19 protein-coding genes and 1 pseudogene are annotated in these 20161 nt (G+C 42.2%); 13 read left to right on the forward strand and 7 right to left on the reverse strand.

What is annotated here, in order from left to right; genetic code table 11:
- Window positions 1-49: 49 nt before the first annotated feature.
- On the reverse strand, window positions 50-808 hold the full coding sequence (locus CDG79_RS24715) for a DeoR/GlpR family DNA-binding transcription regulator (protein ID WP_094344490.1): 759 nt from the start codon (window positions 806-808) through the stop codon (window positions 50-52).
- Between the two features lie 386 nt (window positions 809-1194).
- On the opposite strand from CDG79_RS24715, the gene CDG79_RS24720 reads away from it, so the two are divergent.
- On the forward strand, window positions 1195-3114 hold the full coding sequence (locus CDG79_RS24720) for a transketolase C-terminal domain-containing protein (RefSeq protein WP_094344491.1): 1920 nt from the start codon (window positions 1195-1197) through the stop codon (window positions 3112-3114).
- 62 nt (window positions 3115-3176) lie between these two features.
- Here the strand turns inward: CDG79_RS24720 and CDG79_RS24725 are convergent, their stop codons facing one another.
- The 6 genes from CDG79_RS24725 to CDG79_RS24750 all read right to left on the reverse strand — a co-directional run bounded on the left by CDG79_RS24725 (window position 3177) and on the right by CDG79_RS24750 (window position 10833).
- Complete coding sequence (locus tag CDG79_RS24725) at window positions 3177-4016, reverse strand: AMIN domain-containing protein (protein ID WP_094344492.1); 840 nt, start codon at window positions 4014-4016, stop codon at window positions 3177-3179.
- Window positions 4017-4209: 193 nt separating this feature from the next.
- On the reverse strand, window positions 4210-4707 hold the full coding sequence (locus tag CDG79_RS24730) for a hypothetical protein (protein WP_094344493.1): 498 nt from the start codon (window positions 4705-4707) through the stop codon (window positions 4210-4212).
- 4 nt (window positions 4708-4711) lie between these two features.
- Window positions 4712-6922, reverse strand: coding sequence for a cation:proton antiporter (locus tag CDG79_RS24735; protein WP_094344494.1), 2211 nt, complete (start codon window positions 6920-6922; stop codon window positions 4712-4714).
- A gap of 581 nt (window positions 6923-7503) precedes the next feature.
- Window positions 7504-8793, reverse strand: coding sequence for a cation:proton antiporter (locus tag CDG79_RS24740; protein WP_094344495.1), 1290 nt, complete (start codon window positions 8791-8793; stop codon window positions 7504-7506).
- Between the two features lie 650 nt (window positions 8794-9443).
- A complete protein-coding gene (locus tag CDG79_RS24745; protein WP_094344496.1) occupies window positions 9444-9878 on the reverse strand; it encodes a hypothetical protein in 435 nt (144 codons plus the stop codon).
- 208 nt (window positions 9879-10086) lie between these two features.
- The gene (locus CDG79_RS24750) at window positions 10087-10833 is read right to left on the reverse strand and encodes a GDSL-type esterase/lipase family protein (RefSeq protein WP_189525114.1); all 747 of its coding nucleotides are present in this window, start codon (window positions 10831-10833) and stop codon (window positions 10087-10089) included.
- A 99-nt stretch (window positions 10834-10932) separates the two neighbouring features.
- Between CDG79_RS24750 and CDG79_RS41325 the strand changes: the two are divergent.
- The 12 genes and pseudogenes from CDG79_RS41325 to CDG79_RS24795 all read left to right on the forward strand — a co-directional run.
- Window positions 10933-11068 (forward strand): annotated as a pseudogene (locus CDG79_RS41325) (Fe-Mn family superoxide dismutase); the annotation flags it as partial.
- 115 nt (window positions 11069-11183) lie between these two features.
- Window positions 11184-11309 carry a hypothetical protein gene (locus CDG79_RS44940; protein ID WP_262985827.1) on the forward strand — a complete coding sequence of 42 codons (126 nt, stop codon included), beginning with the start codon at window positions 11184-11186 and terminating at the stop codon, window positions 11307-11309.
- A gap of 295 nt (window positions 11310-11604) precedes the next feature.
- Window positions 11605-12126: a phycocyanin subunit beta gene (locus CDG79_RS24755; RefSeq protein ID WP_094328475.1), complete on the forward strand. Its 522-nt coding sequence runs from the start codon at window positions 11605-11607 to the stop codon at window positions 12124-12126.
- 88 nt (window positions 12127-12214) lie between these two features.
- Window positions 12215-12706: a phycocyanin subunit alpha gene (gene cpcA / locus CDG79_RS24760; RefSeq protein ID WP_094328476.1), complete on the forward strand. Its 492-nt coding sequence runs from the start codon at window positions 12215-12217 to the stop codon at window positions 12704-12706.
- 163 nt (window positions 12707-12869) lie between these two features.
- On the forward strand, window positions 12870-13682 hold the full coding sequence (locus tag CDG79_RS24765) for a phycobilisome linker polypeptide (protein WP_094344498.1): 813 nt from the start codon (window positions 12870-12872) through the stop codon (window positions 13680-13682).
- Window positions 13683-13749: 67 nt separating this feature from the next.
- Complete coding sequence (locus CDG79_RS24770) at window positions 13750-14619, forward strand: phycobilisome linker polypeptide (protein ID WP_094344499.1); 870 nt, start codon at window positions 13750-13752, stop codon at window positions 14617-14619.
- Between the two features lie 75 nt (window positions 14620-14694).
- Entirely contained in the window at window positions 14695-14952 is a 258-nt protein-coding gene (locus CDG79_RS24775; RefSeq protein ID WP_094344500.1) for a phycobilisome linker polypeptide, read from the forward strand.
- Window positions 14952-15797 (forward strand): HEAT repeat domain-containing protein, encoded by an 846-nt coding sequence (locus CDG79_RS24780; RefSeq protein ID WP_094344501.1) that lies wholly within the window; start codon window positions 14952-14954, stop codon window positions 15795-15797. The genes CDG79_RS24775 and CDG79_RS24780 overlap by 1 nt, the downstream gene beginning before the upstream one ends.
- 170 nt (window positions 15798-15967) lie before the next feature.
- Entirely contained in the window at window positions 15968-16711 is a 744-nt protein-coding gene (locus CDG79_RS24785) for a HEAT repeat domain-containing protein (protein ID WP_094344502.1), read from the forward strand.
- Window positions 16712-17351: 640 nt separating this feature from the next.
- A complete protein-coding gene (locus CDG79_RS41335; RefSeq protein ID WP_143855573.1) occupies window positions 17352-17489 on the forward strand; it encodes a microviridin/marinostatin family tricyclic proteinase inhibitor in 138 nt (45 codons plus the stop codon).
- Between the two features lie 384 nt (window positions 17490-17873).
- Window positions 17874-18854: an MvdC family ATP-grasp ribosomal peptide maturase gene (locus CDG79_RS24790; protein WP_094344503.1), complete on the forward strand. Its 981-nt coding sequence runs from the start codon at window positions 17874-17876 to the stop codon at window positions 18852-18854.
- Window positions 18855-18948: 94 nt separating this feature from the next.
- Window positions 18949-19926 (forward strand): MvdD family ATP-grasp ribosomal peptide maturase, encoded by a 978-nt coding sequence (locus CDG79_RS24795; RefSeq protein WP_094344504.1) that lies wholly within the window; start codon window positions 18949-18951, stop codon window positions 19924-19926.
- The last annotated feature ends 235 nt before the right edge of the window (window positions 19927-20161 follow it).

A 20161-nucleotide genomic window follows, 5' to 3' on the forward strand; every position in this document is an offset into this window, starting at 1 on the left:
CCCTGCTCCCCAGTCCCCAGCGATCGCATCTGCTCGCATCAGATCGTGGTTACTCATCACGGATAATGGTTAAACCTAAAGCTTTGTAGGCACTCAGCATATTATTAGAGACTGTAGGTGCTGTTACAAGGTAAGTCAGGGCATGAATGGACTCCACTAAATAAGGAGCAGCCGTGTCCAATTTTTCTGCTGTCACTAATCCTACTACCTCAGCCGATCCAGCAATCATGGCTCGTTTAACGTGGGCTTCGTCTAGATTAGGTACACTAATGCCAATCTCTGGATGCAAACTGCAAACCCCCAACATGCACAAATCTGCACGAATCATCCGTAATGTCTCAATCGTGACAGTACCCACATTCACCAAGGCTTTTTTGTAAAGTTGTCCACCTAACATCACAACCTCTATATGGGGATGTTCTGCTAAAGCAACGGCAATTGGCGGACTATTTGTGATCACTGTCGCTTGCAAATCTAAGGGCAAATGACGCGTCACTTGGAGAGTTGTCGTACCTCCATCTAAAATCACCACCTGTCCTTTACAAACTAATTTTGCTGCTGTCCGAGCGATCGCTTCCTTTTCTTTGGGCGCTTGCTTTTGGCGATCGGCATAACTGGCGGTGGCTGGAGATTTAAGCAGCGCTCCCCCATGAACGCGTTGCAATAATCCAGTTTCTGCTAGTTCTCGCAAGTCCCGCCGAATCGTATCCTCAGAAACCTTCAGAACAGCACTAAGTTCTGTCGAAAGTACCTTTTTATCACGACGCAGAATTTCTAAGATGAATTGTCGTCGTTCAGCAGTTAGCATAATTATTTTTCCTGAAATTGCGTTTTTGAACTTGAAATTGCACGTTTGTGAGTTTATACTTATTGACAAGCAGCAACTTCAATTGAATTCAATCACGTTCATGCATGGTTAAATGTATTAATTTTGGCATTAGATGAAACCAGATGGTTCCAAGTGGTTGCAATACTTGTCGGGTTTTGGGGAAAGGGGAAAGGGGAAAGAAAAAACCTTTAACCTTTACCCTTAAACCTTTTCCCCAAACCCAATTCCGAGTTAAAAATCCTTAACCGAGCAGTATTGCAAGTGGTTGGTCTTAGCTCCCAGTCCCCAGTCCCTTTTAACAACTTTTTTGTAGTGCGCTCATCCGTGCCGTGTGTTCAAATAGCTTTTTATTCAGTAAATAAACCATGACTATTATTGATACCCAATTTCCAATCGATCTGGGTGCTTACCAATTTTTAGCGCTCAATCCAGCCAATTCGAGCCTCACAGATAAACAGCGAGAGATTCTAAAAGCGAATATTCAACTCTGCCGGGATGCGATCGTCTTTTTTACAGCAACTGGCGCTGCTAGCGGAGTGGGTGGTCATACTGGTGGGCCTTATGATACAGTGCCAGAGGTAACGATCCTCGATGCCTTTTTCCGGGGAGCATCGGAGCAATTTGTGCCAATTTTCTTTGATGAGGCAGGACATCGAGTCGCCACCCAATATCTAATGGCAACCTTGCATGGTGACTTACCTGCCGAGCAACTTTTACGTTATCGCCAAGCAAATTCCCATTTGCCAGGACACCCCGAACTAGGATTAACCCCTGGTGTGAAATTTAGTTCTGGCCGCCTAGGACATCTTTGGCCTTACATCAATGGTGTGGCAATGGCAAATCCAGGCAAAGCAGTTTTTTGTCTCGGTTCTGATGGCTCACAGCAAGAAGGTAACGATGCTGAAGCTGCTCGCTTGGCGGTTGCTCAACATCTCAACATCAAGCTGCTCATTGATGACAATGATGTAACGATCGCTGGGCATCCTTCTAAATATTTACCTGGTTTCAGTGTTGCCAAAACTTTAGAAGGTCACGGTTTGAAAGTACTTCAGGGAGACGGGGAAGACTTAGATGATTTATACCGTCGCCTCTGTGAAGCTGTAAATACTCCCGGAGCGATCGCTCTCATTAATAAACGCCCGATGTGTCCTGGTATTGAAGGTTTAGAAGGCTCTACTCATGGTCATGATGTAATTTCTGTAGATTTAGCAATTAAATATCTAGAATCTCGTGGACAAACTGCGGCGATTGAATACCTGAAGAGGATTGAGAAACCCAAGCAAACATATACATTTCTGGGTTCCAGTGATAAATGGGGCGCTAACCGGAATGTGTTTGGTGAAGCCGTGGTAGCTGTCCTCAGTCGCATGAGTGAGGCGGAGCGTAAAGAAAAAGTCAAGGTGATTGATAGCGATCTAGAAGGCTCCTGCGGGTTGAAGAAAATTCACGATACATACCCTGAGATATTTATTCCCTCCGGCATCATGGAACGGGGCAATTTCTCTGCTGCTGCTGGATTCGGAATGGAGAAGGGCAAGCAAGGTATTTTTGGGACTTTCAGCGCCTTCTTAGAAATGTGTATTTCAGAAATCACGATGGCACGGCTGAACTATTCTAATGTCTTGTGCCACTTTTCCCATGCGGGTATAGATGACATGGCAGATAACACCTGCCATTTTGGTTTGAACAATATGTTTGCTGACAATGGCTTGGATGATGGCTACGCAACACAGTTGTACTTCCCGGCAGATATTAATCAAATGACAGCTTGTGTAGAAGCTGTGTTTCATGAGCCTGGACTGCGGTTTATTTTCTCTACCCGTTCCAAAGTGCCCAATATTCAGGACAGCAAGGGCAATGACTTATTTGGAAGTGGCTACAAATTTGTTCCTGGTAAAGATGAGGTTATTCGAGAGGGAACGCAAGGCTATATCATCAGTTTTGGTGATGCTCTCTACCGTGCCGTTGATGCTGTAGAGCGTCTTAAGCAAGAAGGGTTAGACGTTGGTTTAATTAACAAACCAACTTTAAACATCATTGATGAAGAAATGATTACCAAAATTGGTAATGCTCCTTTTGTCCTTGTAGTAGAAGCCTTCAATCGGCGGACTGGTTTAGGCAGCCGTTTCGGTTCTTGGCTGCTAGAGCGCGGGTTGACTCCCAAATATGCCCATTTAGGGACTCATAAAGAAGGTTGCGGTGGTTTGTGGGAACAGTACCCATATCAAGGTATCGATCCAGTGAGCATCATCAACAAGGTGAAGGAATTAGTTGGAAAAAGGTAATAGTTGCTAACTGGACAAATATCTAAATTAGGGCATGGGGCATTGGTTTGATTTTCCATGCCCTATTTATTTTTGGGTAAAGGTTGACCAAACTCGATTACCTGGGGATTGGAAACATTAGGGGTTGTTGGAACTGGAAATTCTGACACACCAGAAGGAGGAATGTTATTCAAGTTACCGGGTTGATTTGGGAAAGAAGGAGGGGGAAGAACGAAAGCAGGTTGTTGAGAGGATGTATTCGGAGTTAGGGCAGGTACAGTGACAAAAGGCTGTCCTGAGTTATTAGTAATTGTTGAGGGCAGATCGTTTGATATCGGCGGAATTGTGAGTAAGGGCGCTTGTAAATTAGTAGTAGTTACGGGTAAGTTACTAGGCGGCTGTGGCTTATACAGTGTTTGAGACTGTTTCTTAGATGAAGGTGGGGAGTTTCCTGGTTTCACGGCAGTAGTTTTACCAGAAAAAACCGGACGTAATACCCAGCGAGTGGAGTTTTTTCGGGAAACGGGTTGCAGTTGTACCTGTTTAGGATTAAAAGCAGTCCCTGGTGCTAAATCTAAGACAATGCGTGTGTCCTTTGCGTTCAGTTGAGAAACACGAATACTTTTGATTGCTCCAGAATAATTTTGTTGTGTGGAAACTTTGCCCAACTTAGTATTCGGTAAATCTACAACAAGCCGAGAGGGTTGGGCTAAGTAGAAATAATGAGGTGTTGTACCTGCTGAGAGGGTGATTTCGAGTTGCTGTGTTTTGGGTGAAAAATGCCAATTATCTAGCTTTGCTCCTGGTGTAGCAGCAGTAGTGCAAGTTTCGAGAGCGATCGCTACCCAAAAGCCTAATAGACTGATGTTAAATAGCTGCTTGCGCCATTGGCAAAATAGCCTAGTCTTTAGTCCCTGATTCATTCTTTTTATCTGCTCCATAAAACCCATACAATGCGCTCACATTGCTCTTTAACCAATATTGGGGTCAAGTCCCCATCCCATAAGGGTTAATTGTTTTGTGTTGTGGTTGAAATCCCCACGCGCATTACATAATTACGAATTACGAATTACGAATTACGAATTACGAATTATTTAATCCCTACTCCCCACTTCATCACTTCTGAGATTTCTCCTCGGCTTTTTGGGGCACAGCAGTAAATTTCAGGGTTTGTGGAATGTCATTTACGGTTAATTGACCTGTCAGATTACCTTTATCCACAAATTGCATTTGAATTGTGACTGAATTCAGAGGATCGTTTTGGGAGTGAGGAATATTACAAAGGATTGATTTGCCAACTTTCCCAGATAAATTTAATTGTTGATTTCTGAAGATGCCTGCCAGAGAGTGCTTTTCGTCAGTATCGGTCTTAGCATTTGCCGGTAATACAGAGGCATTTAAGTAAATACCCGACTGCTCAATGTTTAACGTTAGGGTATCCGATTTTTCACAGTTAGGCAAATTCTCTGACAGGGTTAGACGATAGCGGCCGTTAACGGCCGGAGGAGCCTTAAGATTGTTTTCCCCATAAACGCTGACAGTTTTAAACAACAGTAGCACTGAAACTATTGCTACTCCGTAAAAAGCTAAAGATTTGAAGTTGAAATGATTCATGTTCTCAACTCCTCAATGTTGGTTCTTGACTACTAACTTCAGGAAGCATAGAGGCAAGGTGAGCGGTAACTTGACTGTAGCGGCGAGTAATCAGCAGCGAAGAACGACATTGGATAGCTAGTTGATCTGTATATCTTCCCAAGGTTTGGCGCTCGATACCCCACGCGCGGCTGGTGCCAGCAATAGTTAAGTCAACACCTTCTGAAGCTTGAATTACGGCTTGGATTGGTTCTGGGGCTTCGAGAATTTTGATTTCAATGCGATCGCGTACACTGGTGGGCAATTGCTCCATCATTGTGTTCAGTTCATAACTCAATTCTTCCTTGGTATGATTTGCTACTATCTGTAATATCTGCAACATACAAGTCTCACGATTAATTAGCAGCCTGAGAGCTAGTATTAGTGCTAAATCATCATGGATATTGGCAGAATAAGGTACGAGTAAACTTTCTAATTGCTCTTTACCTTTATCTACAAATACTGCTACATCTACTGGTGCGGTGGTAAGCATTTGTCCAACTCTTCCACCTAAACGATTACTACTAAAAGCTGGGCGATGCCAGCCCACGAGAATTAAATCAACTTGTTCTAATGTGGCAATTTGTGCGGTTTCGCGGGCAACGTTGCTGGATATGCGAACGATAGGATGCACACAAGAACGAGTTTCTGGCGGTTCGAGAGTATTAATTAATTCTTCTAGCTGGCGGCGGCGCTGGGCAATTAATCTGTCTGCTTCAACTGGGGTACTTTCAAAGGCATAGTCTTCTTCAAATTCAATCAGGCTGAGGGGATTAACAATGGCAGGATATCGATAATTGAGAGCGATACCGACGGCGGGCTGCGCTAAAGCTACTGCTAACTGTACTAAACCTTTTTGGGTACTGGGATTAGCTACCGGCACCAAAATTCGGAAAGGATGAGGAGAAGGTTCACCTCCAGCAGAGGTATCTATACCTGTTTCTGCTTCCGACTCCGGTTCCACAACATCTAACCTGATCAGCTTCTTCGGATATGTCCATTCCAGCAGTGGCGAGGTCATGAATGTAGTTACCAATGCCATAATTACCAGCATGGTAAATATTAAGGGCGAAATTACCCCTAACTCTAGACCAATATTTAGCACTATTAGTTCGGTTAAACCGCGAGTATTCATTAACCAACCGAGTGCCGAGGCTTCCCGTTTACTAATGCCACTGACACGGGCTGCAACATAAGTACCAATATATTTGCCTGCGATCGCCACTCCTAAAACCAACGCACACAAAAGCCACAATTCGGGACGGTTGAGCAAGCCAATTTGTGTCTTTAAACCACTGTAGGCAAAAAATATTGGCAGCAAGAATATCAGCACAAAATCTTCGGTTTTTACTGCTAATTCCCGCACTAAATCTTCATTTTTGGGCATGGCTGCTCCCAGTAAAAATGCCCCAAAAATTAAGTGAATACCAATTAGTTCGGTAATTAATGCCGATGCAACCACTGCCATATAAATCCCAGCCAGCAGTAATTGGCTGAGTCGTCCCGCACGCAGGTAGTGTTTGGCAAGGCGCTGGAGGAACCAACGTCCCACCGTCAACATCAAGCCGATGTAAACGATGCTGGCGATGATCGTGGGTATAGCACCAGCAAAGTCACCAGTTCTAGCCACTGCGATCGCTACTGCTAACAAACACCAAGCTGTTACATCGTCCACGGCTGCACAAGTTAACGCCAAGGTTCCTAAACGGGTTCCTTGTAAATTGTTTTCAGTAATGATTCGCGCCAACACTGGAAAGGCAGTAATGGACATTGCCGCCCCCAAAAACAAAGCAAAGGCGGTGAATGATACACTGGCATTAGAAACTAGGGGATAAAGGATTACCGCTAGCAATGTTCCTAAAGAAAACGGCACCAAAATGCTGACATGAGAAGTTAAAATAGCTACTTCCAATTGTCCGCCGAGGTATTTGGGATTTAGTTCTAGCCCAATCAGAAACATAAAAAATATTAGTCCCACCTGAGACAAAACATTTAGAAAGGGAATAGTTTCTGGTGGAAACAAGGTAACTGCTACATCGGGAGCAACTAAACCAAATAAAGAAGGGCCGAGCATAATGCCGGCGACAATCTCACCAATTACCAAAGGCTGCTTAATGGAACGAAATGCTAGCCCTACTAGCCTTGAAAGTCCAATAACAATCAGCACCTCAACCAGAACAAGAATAACTATGTGCATGGTTTCCTCACATTTCCTCACAATTAACTATCTGGTTTCTCTAAGATAAATCTTTAAAAGATCGAGAATTTTCAAGTTTGTTAGATACAGCCAAGATTAATTTGCACTTAGTTGTAATGTCAATTACTGAGAGGACGCAGTTGCAGAGATGAAAAAGTAATTATTATAATGATTTTAATAGCTAAATGTAGAATAACTCCGAATTACCTACACAAAAAATAGATAATTGGTATTGGTTTTGTAGTATTCCTTAAAAGCAGGCACTAATAAATTAGCCCTTCTATAGGACTGCTATTTGATTTTTGAACAAGATTCATTACACATCTATAAGCTGTTGCGTATTTAATTTGTATATGCGATGCGCTCATGTTGCCCGCACTACAATAATTTTACGTTTTCGTACTATACAATTTAGATGCACATCAGCTTACCCTTCTTTTCTGTTAAGAGTTCTCTACCTTCGCAGATAATTTCAGGAATCAAATCGGATTACTATAGCTTAGAGTCTAAGCGGATAATTTTACCCAACTCCTATGTAATTAATATTAGTAAATTTGGAATTTTTTTCTATTTATATTTACTTAAGCAGAAGATTTATCATAGCTTGTACCATGCAAGAAAAAGGCAATCAGTGGTGATGCCATGAGTGTAGTAATGACTGCCATAATAACCATTATAGTGAATAAAGTCGGGGTAATTATACCTTGCTCAAGACCAATATTGAGGATGATTAACTCCATCAAACCACGAGCATTCATCAGAGCGCCGATAGTTGCAGACTCACGCCAATTTTCCCCGGCTAATTTTGCAGCCAACATACAAGCAACACCTTTGCCAAGAATTGCGATCGCAATAATTAAGAGTGTAACTCCCCATAAAGTAGGTGTGTTTACCAATCCAATTTGAGTGTTCAGTCCAGAGAAAACAAAAAATATCGGTAGTAAAAAAGAAGTAGTTAAAAACTCAGTATATTGGCGAATTTGTTGGGCGAATTCTCCTCGTGGTGTCACTGCTCCCAGCACAAAAGCGCCGAATATTGCATAGATACCTGTGATATCGGTAAACCACGCACAAAACATCAAAATTATCAACATCAAAGTTAGAGTTTGTCTATTCACACCTACATCGCGTTTTGTCATGCGTGTGAACACTGTCAATAGAGGTTGAGCGAGAAAAATTGCAAATAATATGTAGCAAATGCCACCACCAATTGCTAATATGGCAATGCTCAGAGAATTTTTCACGCTAGCAAGGACGATCGCTAGCAAACACCAAGCAACTCCATCATCTACCGATGCTGCACCTAAAGCCAATGTACCAAAGCGGGTTTGTGCGAGACCGCGTTCGTAAAGAATACGAGCTAACATCGGAAAAGCTGTAATAGTCATCGACGCACCCAGATACAAAGCGGCTGACCAAGGCGTTACCTTTGGTTGAAAGAAATCGCCATTGTGATAAAACCAAAAAGATGCGATCGCTCCTAAAATAAAAGGAGTAAAAATTCCAGCAGCAGATAGCAAACTTGCACTTTTGATATGATGTTTTAAGAGTTTGGTGTTGAACTCTAAACCAATCAAAAACATATAAATTACCAATCCAATCTGGCTGATAGCATATAAAATCGACATCGACGGATTGGGTATTTTAAGTCCGACAACAGTGATGATTGGAAGCTTAGGAAAAAGCCATTGCTGAAAATCCGGTGCAATCAATCCCAAAAGTGATGGCCCTAGCATTACGCCTGCAATCATTTCGCAAACAACATCAGTTTGACCAAGATAACGCCGTCCTAAAATCGTCACCATGCGACAAGTAGCTAAGATAACTGTGAGTTGCAAAAATAGCTGAATAACCAGATCAAAATTTGACATTGCACTTCCTTAATTTGCGTCTCTGCATTGAAAAATCTCCCTAGACTCCAAAGCTTGTGCGGTTTTCTCTCATACATGACTACTACATCAGCACAAGTGCCAATTTTGTAGAATATACATAAGATAGCTATTTTTAATTTGGTGAGATACAAAAAGCAATACATTGAAAACTTTTCCAAAGTTGTAGTAATTGCCCTTTTGTTCGTAAAAACGCACACAAATAAATGTACGTTAATACAACATATTGCATCTAAACTTAAACCGCCAGATATGAGTCAATTTTTACAATCCGATGAGTTTGCATATAGGATTACTATTTGATTTTTGAACAAAATTAGGTATTGTAGGGTGCGTTAGAACGAAGTTCGTAACCACCCTACGTATATTTTCAAAATTCAAACCGGATTCCTATAGCAATAGCACTTATGCAAAAACTCTTATTCCTTCTCTACGAGACGCTACACGAATGTGTGTATCCGTTCTTCTCTGCGAGACGCTGCGGGAATGCAGTTTGTTTATAACTCTGCGTAAGTCCGAAACAAACAAGTCGATGCATTGTCATAAGAGGTCAAGATACTTGTGTGTACACCATATCCAATACACTTGGGTTAAGTGCAGTCTTAACGATCGATCTTTAAGTGGACACAATATTACAACCACTCGCCACCCCGGAAACGCCAACGGAGGAAAATAATTCGCATCAGGCTTTGTGAACTAATAAAAACTGCTAGCCACACGACGCTATAGTGCAATAAAAAAACTGCTAAAGGTAATTCTTCTTTAGGTAAAGGTATTGGTAAAAAGCCAAACAGTTTTACTCCACAGAACACAAATGCTAATTCCCATATACCAGCTAAAAGTTGATAAGCTGCGGGCCAATCCCTATCCCATCGGGATTTCTGAAGATGGTTATAAAGCACATCCCAACCTAAGCCAAAGACGGCGACATAACCAAGTATCCAAAAATAAACCGAGTTAGCGCCAGGGCCAATCAAACCCAGTGCAAAAGGCAAAGATACAAGTACGCCGACAGTTAGAATTAATAATAATCGAGTTTGCCAACGACCAAATAAAGTTGGTGTCATAAGAGTGATGAGTTAAGAGTTAGGATTTAAGAGACGCGATTAATTACGTCTGTAATGAAAAGAGAAAAATTAGAGTTTTTATAGATTGATTATGAAAGGATGCTACATCTACTCTCGTTCAAAAATTAGTTAAGATTGTGGTACTTTTTGCGAAGATAGCGAATACGAGAATATAGGCTAACTCGAAAGCACCAACATATCTATATTATTAGGATGGTTTAAGATGATAATTAAATTCAGAATGGTAAGCTGCATTGGCAAAGCTTACTGAATGTATCGCATCCCAGTCGATCGCATCTTCTAACAAAGCTTGATAACCAAGTGTATTGGGATGAAGACCATCTTCACTCAGACGTTTAAGCCGCCAGTTTTCACCGCGTTCCATCCATTGCTCAAAAATATCCAAATAGGGAATCTGTCGTTTGCTGCAAGCAATTCTAGTTGCTTCTTTGTAGCGATACTGATCGGCATGATTATAGTAAAAACAATCTAAAAATGGCATCTTGGCTTCATCTACTGGCACCATGCCCACAAATAACACAGGACAGAGTTGCTGTGCTAAATCTAGCAGAGAACCAATTTCTTTTTCAAATAGGGTAAAATCTGTGTAACTTCGACCATCGGGACGCGCCAACCGCGCTGAGTCGTTCACGCCTACGGATAAAATGATCAAGTCGGGGACACGATTTCGGAGTTCACCCCGGTGGCGAAATTCAACTTCTAGCCTTTGGGCTACTTGTTGCGTGCGATCGCCTCTTACCCCTAAATTATAAAGAACATGACCGGCACTATCCGGCAACATCCACCATCGCCGTAGTTGCTCGATCCAGCCTCCTTTTTCTGGATCGCCGAATCCATAAATTAAGCTGTCCCCCAGTGCGACAATCTTCATTGGCTGAAAGTGATTTGGTGGTACAGACAGCTGCATTGAGGAAGAAGCTACAAATGTGTGCATTTAACAACTATATTTTATATCTTTACAAGATTCTATACATTTCTATACCATAGATGGCTATCTTTAGTGTCTAAGCATCTATGAAGTTTCGACTTGTTGATTATGAGTCCTGAAGGTGATGGACAACCATCGGGAGCGATCGCTCAAGAAATTAACCAAACTTTTAACTTTTGGCAGTTTTGATGCCTTTAAAAAACAGTTGAACGCAGCAGGTGCGGCTCGCTTCGGTAGTGGTTAGGTTTGGCTGGTACGCAATCCTCAAGTCTGCGTTAGCAACAATCCTAATAGTCTCCCATTGCATCTGTAGCTATGAACCCACGGATGCAATGGATGCAATGCAGTCGTAAAGTATGTCCCGCACCTTTATCAGTAGGGATGGAGTTGCAAACATTACTTTAATTAAGGGTGCGATCGCATCCTTTGAGGAATTTCCTAGAGGTGGAGAGAAGCCAATCAGAAAATGTAAAGTTATGTAAATTAAATTAACAAACATAACAATAATTTGTAATAAATAATGATGCGGCAGCATTGTATAAAGAGAACTTGGAAGTAAAAAACAACATCTTAATCAGGTTTTCCAGTCATTCACAGAAGTTTTAAGTTTTTTAACAAAAGTTTTAATCTGAAAGCCTGGAGATCGTAAACTTATTTCTTGGATGTCTGTTTTAAACCTTTCGTAACTCGTCAGGCAGTGCTGACATCAAAAAAAAGCTGAACCATCAGTTTTGAGTCCAATTATTCTTAACCAAGCAAAGTAGGAGATTTAACGCAATGGTTTTAGATGCATTTGCAAAAGTAGTTTCCCAAGCTGATACACGTGGGGAATACCTCTCCGATGCACAATTGGATGCATTGAGCGAACTAGTCAAAGATGGTAACAAGCGTGCAGATGCTGTTAACCGGATTACCAGCAATGCTTCCGCTCTTGTTGCTGCTGCGGCTCGTGATTTGTGGGCAGAACAACCCCAATTGATCACTCCCGGTGGTAATGCTTATACCAGCCGTCGCGCTGCTGCTTGCATCAGAGACTTGGACATCATTCTTCGCTACATCACTTATGCAATCTTTGCTGGCGATTCTAGTGTTCTAGATGACCGTGCCCTCAATGGTTTGCGTGAAACCTACTTGGCATTGGGAACCCCTGGAGCTTCAGTTGCTGTTGGTATTCAAAAGCTGAAAGCAGCTTCCCTAGCAATTGTTAACGACACAAACAACATCACCAGAGGCGATTGCAGCGCTTTAGCATCTGAAATAGCTAGCTATTTCGATCGTGCTGCTTCAGCAGTAGCTTAAGGCAGATATTGCTGCTATTGACTGAGATAATTGTCCATTAGGACAAAACAAAATTTCAACCAAAAGTTTGTAAAAGGGAAATACCAAAATGACAAAAACACCTCTAACGGAAGCAATTGCATCAGCAGACTCTCAAGGTCGCTACCTCAGCAGCACCGAAATTCAAGTTGCTTTTGGTCGCTTCCGTCAAGCGCCAGCTAGCTTACAAGCAGCAAAAGCATTAAGTGCTAATGCTCAACGCTTGACCGAAGGTGCTGCTCAAGCAGTATATAACAAGTTCCCTTACACCACTCAACAACAAGGCCCCAACTTCGCGTCTGATTCACGCGGTAAAGGCAAGTGCGTTCGTGATGTTGGCTACTACTTGCGGATTATCACTTATGCTTTAGTTGTTGGTGGCACAGGCCCCTTGGATGATTTCTTGATTTCTGGCTTGGCTGAAATCAACCGGACTTTTGACCTATCTCCTAGCTGGTACATTGAAGCTCTCAAGTACATCAAAGCTAACCACGGTCTAAGCGGCGACCCAGCTGTTGAAGCAAATTCCTACATCGACTATGTAATCAATACTCTAAGCTAGAGTGTTTCTTTAGCCCGGAGAGGAAATCAGCTCTTATGACAAGTGAGTTCTATGAGTTGCTTACCTCTCCGGGCAGTTTTATTTTCAAAAGACTGTTAAAAGACTAGAAAAAATTTTTCTAAAAAGTTTTCAGTTTTGCAGTTAAAACTGAGGAGGTTTAAAGATGGCAGCTTTGGGACAAGCAGCAAGATTAGGGATTGGAGCATTTGAAAACTCTGGACAGGTAGAACTACGTCCCGATAGAACTGAAGCAGATGTAGCAGTTATTATCCGGGCAGCTTACCGTCAGGTTTTAGGTAATGCATACCTCCTAGAAGGAGAGCGTCTGGAGAGTGCCGAATCGCTTTTGCAGCAAGGTTTAATCTCAGTTCGGGGATTTGTGCAAGCCATTGCTCAATCGGAACTATATCGGGATAAGTTTTTTTACTCCAACTCACAAACTCGGTTTATCGAGTTAAATTATAAGCATTTATTGGGGCGTGCCCCAGAAGATGAGTCAGAGATTTCATTCCATGTTGAGCTTTACAACTCACAAGGTTATGAAGCTGAAATTAACTCTTACATTGACTCATTAGAATATCAAGAAAGTTTTGGCGAAAATGTTGTGCCCTACTATCGAGGCTTTAAGAGTCAAGTAGGACAGAAAAATGTTGGATATAGCCGACTGTTCCAACTGTATCGGGGTTATGCCAATAGCGATCGCGCTCAAGGACAAAAACAAGGACGGCTAACCTGGGAAGTCGCTAAAAATCTAGCTTCACCCATTTATCCAGTCTCTGCTGGAGCCTTAACCGGACTCTCTACAGGTGGTCGTGGGGAAACATACCGCATCAGAGTGCTACAAGCAGCTTCCCCAAATTCAACTGTAGTGCGCCGTGGGACTGCGGAATTGATCGTACCCTACGAGCAACTTTCTAGTAAATTGCAGCAGTTGAATCGCAAAGGCAGTAGAGTTATTAGCATTACTGCCGTATAAATAGGACTGGGACTAGGGACTCCTAATCCCCAGTCCCTAATTACTAATTACAAAAGGAAAATCACCAATGGCTATTACAACAGCAGCGTCCCGTCTAGGAACGGAACCTTTTAGCGACCAATCTCCTGTAGAATTGCGTCCCAATGCAACTAAAGAAGATATAGAGAGAGTAATTGCTGCCGTCTATCGTCAGGTGTTGGGTAACAACTATATATTGGCATCTGACCGCCTCGAAAGTGCTGAATCTATCCTGCGGGATGGAAAAAATACAGTACAAGAATTTGTGCGTCAAGTTGCCAAATCAGAACTGTACAAAACCAAGTTTTTCTACGATAATTTCCAAACTCGCGTTATCGAACTGAACTTTAAACATCTGTTGGGTCGTGCCCCTTATGATGAGTCTGATGTGGTTTATCACTTGGACTTGTATCAAAACAAGGGATATGAAGCCGACATCGATTCTTATATTGATTCACCAGAGTATCAATCTAGCTTTGGTGAAAATATAGTTCCTTACTATCGTGGCTTTAACACCCAAACAGGTCAGAAAACTGTCGGATTTAGCCGGATATTCCAACTTTATCGCGGTTATGCCAGTAGCGATACTTCCCAACTCAAAGGCAAGTCTTCCCGTCTTGCTGCCGAACTCGGACGCAACAGTGCATCTATCGTTGTTCCTCCATCTGGTGGCCCTTCAGGTTTTTCATACGTTGCTTCCGAAAAAGGTGTTACCCCCAACAGCACTTTTGGTGGTGCGGGAACATTTGGTAAAGAAGGCAGACTCTACCGCATTGAAGTAGCAGGCGTTTTTGGCGCTGGATATCCTAGCACCCGCCGGGTAAATCAAGCGGTGGTAATACCTTATGAAGAACTATCTAGCTACTTCCAAAGAGTAGTAAAACAAGGTGGTAAAATAGCTAGTGTGAAACCACTTTAGTGTCATTTGTCAATAGTCAATAGTCATTGATTAATGACTATTGAAAACTTAAAATTTAAAATTTGGAAGTGATTTATGCTTGGACAAATTAGTGGTAGAACTAGTAGTCGTTACTTCCGGTATGAAGTAGTAGGTTTGCGCCAAAGCGAAGAAACCGAAAAAACCAACTATCCAATTCGTTCTAGTGGTAGTGTGTTTATCACAGTGCCTGAGAACCGGATGAATCAAGAGATGCAGCGAATTACTCGCTTGGGTGGCAAAATAGTCAGCATTCAACCATTGAACGCTGAGGCGAAAACAGATAGCGAACAAAGCGATCATCCTTCTTCCTAATGAATTCCAGTCCACAAAAATTTGAAGATTTATCAGCGACAGGTGATAATACCGACGGTGGATCTTTAACAGTAGAACAAGCGATCGCTAATTTAGAAAGTGCAGATTTAGGCTTGCGCTTTTATGCTGCTTGGTGGTTGGGTAGGTTTCGGATAGGTAAACCAGCTGCGGTTACAAAATTGATCGCAGCTTTAGAGGATGAAGCCGACAGGACACCAGAAGGCGGATATCCTCTGCGACGGAATGCAGGTAGGGCATTAGGGAAACTAGGCGATCGCCAAGCAGTATTACCTTTAATTGCATGTTTAGACTGCTCAGATTTTTATGTACGGGAAGCAGCAGCACAATCCTTAGAAATGTTAGGAGATCCGGTTTGTATTCCCGCCTTAATCAAGCTGTTAGTAGTAGGCTTACAGGGTGAGCAGCTTGTCTCACATCAACCTGATTTATCTCAACCCTACGAGGCCATTTTAGAAGCCTTGGGAACCTTGAAGGCAACTGAAGTTATTCCTTTAGTAAAGCCATTTTTAGAGCATCCAATTGAATTGGTGCAATATGCAGCTGCGCGAGCTATGTATCAATTAACCCAAGAACCAGCTTATGGAGAACGGTTGGTAAAGGCTTTGGCGGGTGAGAGATTGCAATTGCGTCGAGCAGTGTTAGCAGATTTGGGAGCCATTGGATATTTACCCGCAGCAGATGCGATCGCACAGACTCTTGCTGAAAATAGCCTCAAATTAATTTCTCTTAAAGGATTACTAGAACATCAAGTCAATCACATCACACCAAGCACTTTATCAGAAGGTGCGATAAAAGTGATTAATCTGATGGACTCCCTGTTGTAGTTATAAAATCTAGATAATCAGTTGTTATTAATACGTTACAAAAAAATGTTTACTACACATAAACCCCCAACCCGACTGCAAAATCAGGGTTAGGGGGTTTATGTATGATGTCAGCTACGGATAACTTAAGCTACAATTAGCTGACGGCTAATTACTCATGAAAAATTGTTATGAATAACAGCGATCTTGCCCCAGTATTGATCCGTGCTGTAGAAGAAGCAGACTCATCAGATCGTTTAGTAGACGCAGTTCAAGAGTTAGCAGCAGCAGGTATAGAGGAATCTGTTCCTACTCTGATTGCAGCTTTGGGCTACAACAATCCAGGGGCGGCGGTAGCGGCGGTAGATGGACTAATTGCGATCGGGGAAGCCGCAGTATCGCCACTATTGGAACTAATTGATGACTACAACTATGGTGCTAGGGCTTGGGCACTTCGTGCCTTAGCCGGAATTGGCGATGTCCGGGCACTGGATACCTTGTTAGAGGCAGCAAAAACCGATTTTTCCTTAAGTGTGCGCCGGGCAGCGGCTAGAGGATTAGGTACTTTGCGCTGGCATCAATTACCACCTGAGAAAGTAGAATCTGTTCAGACTCAGGTATTAGAGGCGCTATTATTAATTTCTCAAGATCCAGAATGGGTAGTGCGCTATGCAGCAGTGACGAGTTTAGAAACATTAGCCATTGCGATACCTGCGGCGGTAAACAACGCAGCCACTTTACCAGATCAAGCATCACGAATTACAAATCAACTTCAGCAAATGCTCGATACAGATGCCGATCTCGGAGTTCGTACCCGTGTCAAGTTTGCACAAGAAAAAATTCAGCAGCAACAACATCAAGAAGTCTTTCCACCAAAAAGAAAGCTACAAGAAACTGAAGTTGAAGTGCCTCATCGTGGTGGTGGTAGGCGTTAAGCAATTCAAAAATTATCTTAGAGATGATTTACGTTGCTACCGCTACGCTAACACGGGAGTAAATTCCCTTTCCAAAACTTGCTCTAATTCCCTTCTTTTTAAGGAGGGTTAGAGAGGTTCAAGCCTTAACAAAACTTTAAAAGTCGCTCTGGATCGAAGTTAGCTCTTTTTTTTTGGGAAAAGTTCAGTCTAAATTTGGATAATTAATTCACTTTTGTCTTAACTGTCTTAACTGTCCTTGTGGCCATATTAAATTACTGATATATATTAAATAAATTGCTAAAATAAATTTTCCTTTGGAAAATAGCAATGCCTACAAATACAGTAGAAAGCATCTGATATCCAAGCAGTGCGATTCTTCACTCGCATCTTGGAAGAGCAATCTGAACAGCCAGATACTGCTTCCAAGTAATTTTAAATATCCTTCCCATTGGAAGATCGCTAAATGTAGTTACGAGTCGTGTAAAAATAAGTTGAACAATTTAATATTTGTAGTGCGAGCAAGATGCCCGCGCGAGCAAGATGCTCGCACTACTTATTTTTACTTGATGCCTTAGCGTCATTGGCAATTAAAGGAGTAGTTTTCAGTTCTTTGATAACTGAAAACTACTCGTTATTAGCAAACTAAAGAGAAAATCCCATGTCTAGCAATTTAGATATCCAAGCAGTACCATTTTTCGCCCGCTTTTTAGTGGAAGAAAAGCCTCCAGAGAAACCAAATGATAATCCTCCCCCAATCTATACTTTCAAGTATCCTTCCGATTGGGAAGATCGCTAAATTTAGTTAGAGCCATCTAAAATTCTAGGAATAGGAGTTATCAAATAACTGATAGCACTCCTGAAAAATTAATGGCTTCAAAATTAAGGTAAGTAAGTCGGTGCAAATATTTCCAGCTATGTTAAGGAATTTTAATGTAGGGTGTGTTGTCGCAGAGCGCAACGCACCGTCAACAATCTCAGGTGCGTTAGCCTACGGCATAACACACCCTACAGCTAATTTATATTTCTTCATATACATTGAATTTTTCTCACCGACTTACTTATCCATTATATTGTGGCGACTTTAGATCCTCTACTTCTTAAATAAGTCGAGGATCTAAACAAAAAATTTTTTAGGTAGTTTTTAACATCTAGCTCCTAAAATTAAAGCAAGAAATTTTTTATGCACCTGTCGCGTGACGTTGTTTTATTAATCACCCACAGTGGTGATTTCTTTACAATAGATAGAGTGGCAGAAGCCTTGTCAAAAAAAGGGGCAAAACCATTCCGCCTTGATACTGATAAGTTTCCCTTAGAAGTGCAGTTAACAGCACGCTTTGACAAGTCCAAAAGCTATCATAGCTTAGAATATGGCAACCACTCGATCGGCACGGAGCAGGTACAAGCTGTATGGATGCGGCGCATTTGGGAGCCAAAACTGAGTGAAGAATTAGCTCCAAAGTTCCGAGAAGCCTGTATTAGAGAATCACAAGCAACCTTAGACGGTTTTTGGGACAGCCTCAAAGATGCTCGTTGGGTAGACGATTTAGAGCGAATAAATACTGCACATAATAAGCTGCGCCAACTGCGAGTTGCTTCTGAGGTAGGTTTTACCATCCCTCAGACTCTTGTTACCAACAAAGCTGAGTCAGCACGAGAGTTTTTCCAGCAAGTCAACGGAAAGATGGTGAGCAAGTTATTAACTGCTCTTTCCCGCAGTATGGAAGCTAACTCCTCGTTCTTTCTTTACACCAGCACGGTTAAAGAGGAAGATTTGCAGGATGCGGAGTCACTGCGGTATTGCCCAATGGTGTTTCAAGAACAAATTCCTAAACAGTCGGAATTGCGGGTGGTGTATGTAAATGGCCATGTATTTGTGGGAGCGCTAGAAGCATCTGTTTATGCAGCAGACAAAGTTGATTGGCGTAAACCTGGGGTTGAGGTTGGCGCATGGCAACATCACCAGCTTCCTGATGAGGTAGTGCGTCGTCTGCAAGCCTTTATGGGTAAATTTGGGCTATTGTTTGGAGCGTTAGATTTTATTGTCACCCCATCAGGAGAATATGTCTTTTTGGAAGTTAACCCGATAGGAGAGTGGGGAATGCTGGAGAAAGATTTAGACTTGCCGATTTCCAGTGCGATCGCAGATACTCTTATTTCCTAGAAAGCACGAGAAGGCTTGTAGTGAGGACTTTAGTCCTTATCTTAAGCTACTACCAACTTCTCACAGTAGCAAGCACTTTAGTGAAAAATTTTCTATGACAGTATTAATAATAACTTTTAGCGAAGACAACGAAAGCATTCCTCTAGTAATCAAAGAAATTGAAGCTAGAGGAGAAAAAGCGTTTCGTTTTGACACAGATAGATATCCCACCGAAGTGAAGTTGGATATTTACCAAGGTGATTCTGAGCGGGTAATTATTACTGATGGCGAACAAAAGCTTGATTTGAGTGAGGTGTCCTCAGTTTGGTATCGGCGGATGCGCTACGGGGCAAAAATTCCCAAAACGATGGACAAGCAATTTAGAGACGCTTCAATTGAAGAAACTCGCCGCACTGTCAGGGGGATGATTGCCGGTCTTCAAGGATTTCACTTTGATAAAATGTCAAATGTTGATGTAGCCAATAATAAACAACTACAACTACAAATTGCACAGAAAGTTGGACTTATTACCCCACGCACTCTGACTTCAAATAATCCAGAAGCAGTAAAACAATTTGCTCAAGAGTGTAAACAAGGTATAGTCACCAAGATGCTTTCTTCCTTTGCCATCTATGACGAGCAGGGGCGAGAAAACGTTGTGTTCACCAGTCCAGTTACAGATAAGGATCTGGAGAATCTGGAAGGACTGCGTTTTTGTCCGATGACATTTCAGGAAAACGTACCAAAAGCGCTGGAGTTACGGACAACTATTGTTGGACACCGCGTATTTACAGCCGCCGTAGACTCGCAGAGTTTGGACGGATCTACTTTTGATTGGCGCAAAGAGGGGAAAGCTTTAGCTGAGAATTGGCAACCCTACAAATTGCCCGAAGATATTGAGAAAAAGCTGCTCAATATCATGGCTCATTTTGGCTTAAACTATGGCGCGATCGATATCATCGTCACACCCGATGGCCAGCACGTATTCCTTGAGGTTAACCCAGTTGGGGAGTTTTTCTGGATGGAGATATATTCACCACATTACCCAATTTCTAGTGCGATCGCTGAAATTCTGCTGACTAATAAAAATTAGGGCATTGTTAAAATTATTTCCTATTTTCTTATCTCTCACCCTGCAAGTACTCCGTTGGATTACTCGCACAATAGCCGCAGAAGGCGCGTCTACATCCCCTACCTCTTTTAATATTTGGTAGTGGGATTTTCTTGTGAATCGCTTTAAATTTTTTTGGAATTGGATGCACCAATAAGGTTCGGTTAACATGTTTGTCTCTCGGATATCCCCCCAACCCCCCGATAAATTGGGTGGC

Origin of the sequence: Nostoc sp. 'Peltigera membranacea cyanobiont' 232, from assembly GCF_002245985.1 — a bacterium.
Lineage (GTDB): Bacteria > Cyanobacteriota > Cyanobacteriia > Cyanobacteriales > Nostocaceae > Nostoc.

Excerpts from the sequence above, each read along its gene's own strand:
- CDG79_RS44940 (WP_262985827.1), top strand. The coding sequence starts at position 11,184 with ATGTCCCGCACCTTTATCAGTAGGGATGGAGTTGCAAACATTACTTTA.
- CDG79_RS24770 (WP_094344499.1), top strand. The coding sequence starts at position 13,750 with ATGGCTATTACAACAGCAGCGTCCCGTCTAGGAACGGAACCTTTTAGC.
- cpcA (WP_094328476.1), top strand. The coding sequence starts at position 12,215 with ATGACAAAAACACCTCTAACGGAAGCAATTGCATCAGCAGACTCTCAA.
- CDG79_RS24730 (WP_094344493.1), bottom strand. The coding sequence starts at position 4,707 with ATGAATCATTTCAACTTCAAATCTTTAGCTTTTTACGGAGTAGCAATA.
- CDG79_RS24780 (WP_094344501.1), top strand. The coding sequence starts at position 14,952 with ATGAATTCCAGTCCACAAAAATTTGAAGATTTATCAGCGACAGGTGAT.
- CDG79_RS24715 (WP_094344490.1), bottom strand. The coding sequence starts at position 808 with ATGCTAACTGCTGAACGACGACAATTCATCTTAGAAATTCTGCGTCGT.
- CDG79_RS24790 (WP_094344503.1), top strand. The coding sequence starts at position 17,874 with ATGCACCTGTCGCGTGACGTTGTTTTATTAATCACCCACAGTGGTGAT.
- CDG79_RS24795 (WP_094344504.1), top strand. The coding sequence starts at position 18,949 with ATGACAGTATTAATAATAACTTTTAGCGAAGACAACGAAAGCATTCCT.
- CDG79_RS24765 (WP_094344498.1), top strand. The coding sequence starts at position 12,870 with ATGGCAGCTTTGGGACAAGCAGCAAGATTAGGGATTGGAGCATTTGAA.
- CDG79_RS41335 (WP_143855573.1), top strand. The coding sequence starts at position 17,352 with ATGTCTAGCAATTTAGATATCCAAGCAGTACCATTTTTCGCCCGCTTT.
- CDG79_RS24755 (WP_094328475.1), top strand. The coding sequence starts at position 11,605 with ATGGTTTTAGATGCATTTGCAAAAGTAGTTTCCCAAGCTGATACACGT.
- CDG79_RS24735 (WP_094344494.1), bottom strand. The coding sequence starts at position 6,922 with ATGCACATAGTTATTCTTGTTCTGGTTGAGGTGCTGATTGTTATTGGA.
- CDG79_RS24740 (WP_094344495.1), bottom strand. The coding sequence starts at position 8,793 with ATGTCAAATTTTGATCTGGTTATTCAGCTATTTTTGCAACTCACAGTT.
- CDG79_RS24775 (WP_094344500.1), top strand. The coding sequence starts at position 14,695 with ATGCTTGGACAAATTAGTGGTAGAACTAGTAGTCGTTACTTCCGGTAT.
- CDG79_RS24720 (WP_094344491.1), top strand. The coding sequence starts at position 1,195 with ATGACTATTATTGATACCCAATTTCCAATCGATCTGGGTGCTTACCAA.
- CDG79_RS24750 (WP_189525114.1), bottom strand. The coding sequence starts at position 10,833 with ATGCACACATTTGTAGCTTCTTCCTCAATGCAGCTGTCTGTACCACCA.
- CDG79_RS24745 (WP_094344496.1), bottom strand. The coding sequence starts at position 9,878 with ATGACACCAACTTTATTTGGTCGTTGGCAAACTCGATTATTATTAATT.
- CDG79_RS24725 (WP_094344492.1), bottom strand. The coding sequence starts at position 4,016 with ATGAATCAGGGACTAAAGACTAGGCTATTTTGCCAATGGCGCAAGCAG.
- CDG79_RS24785 (WP_094344502.1), top strand. The coding sequence starts at position 15,968 with ATGAATAACAGCGATCTTGCCCCAGTATTGATCCGTGCTGTAGAAGAA.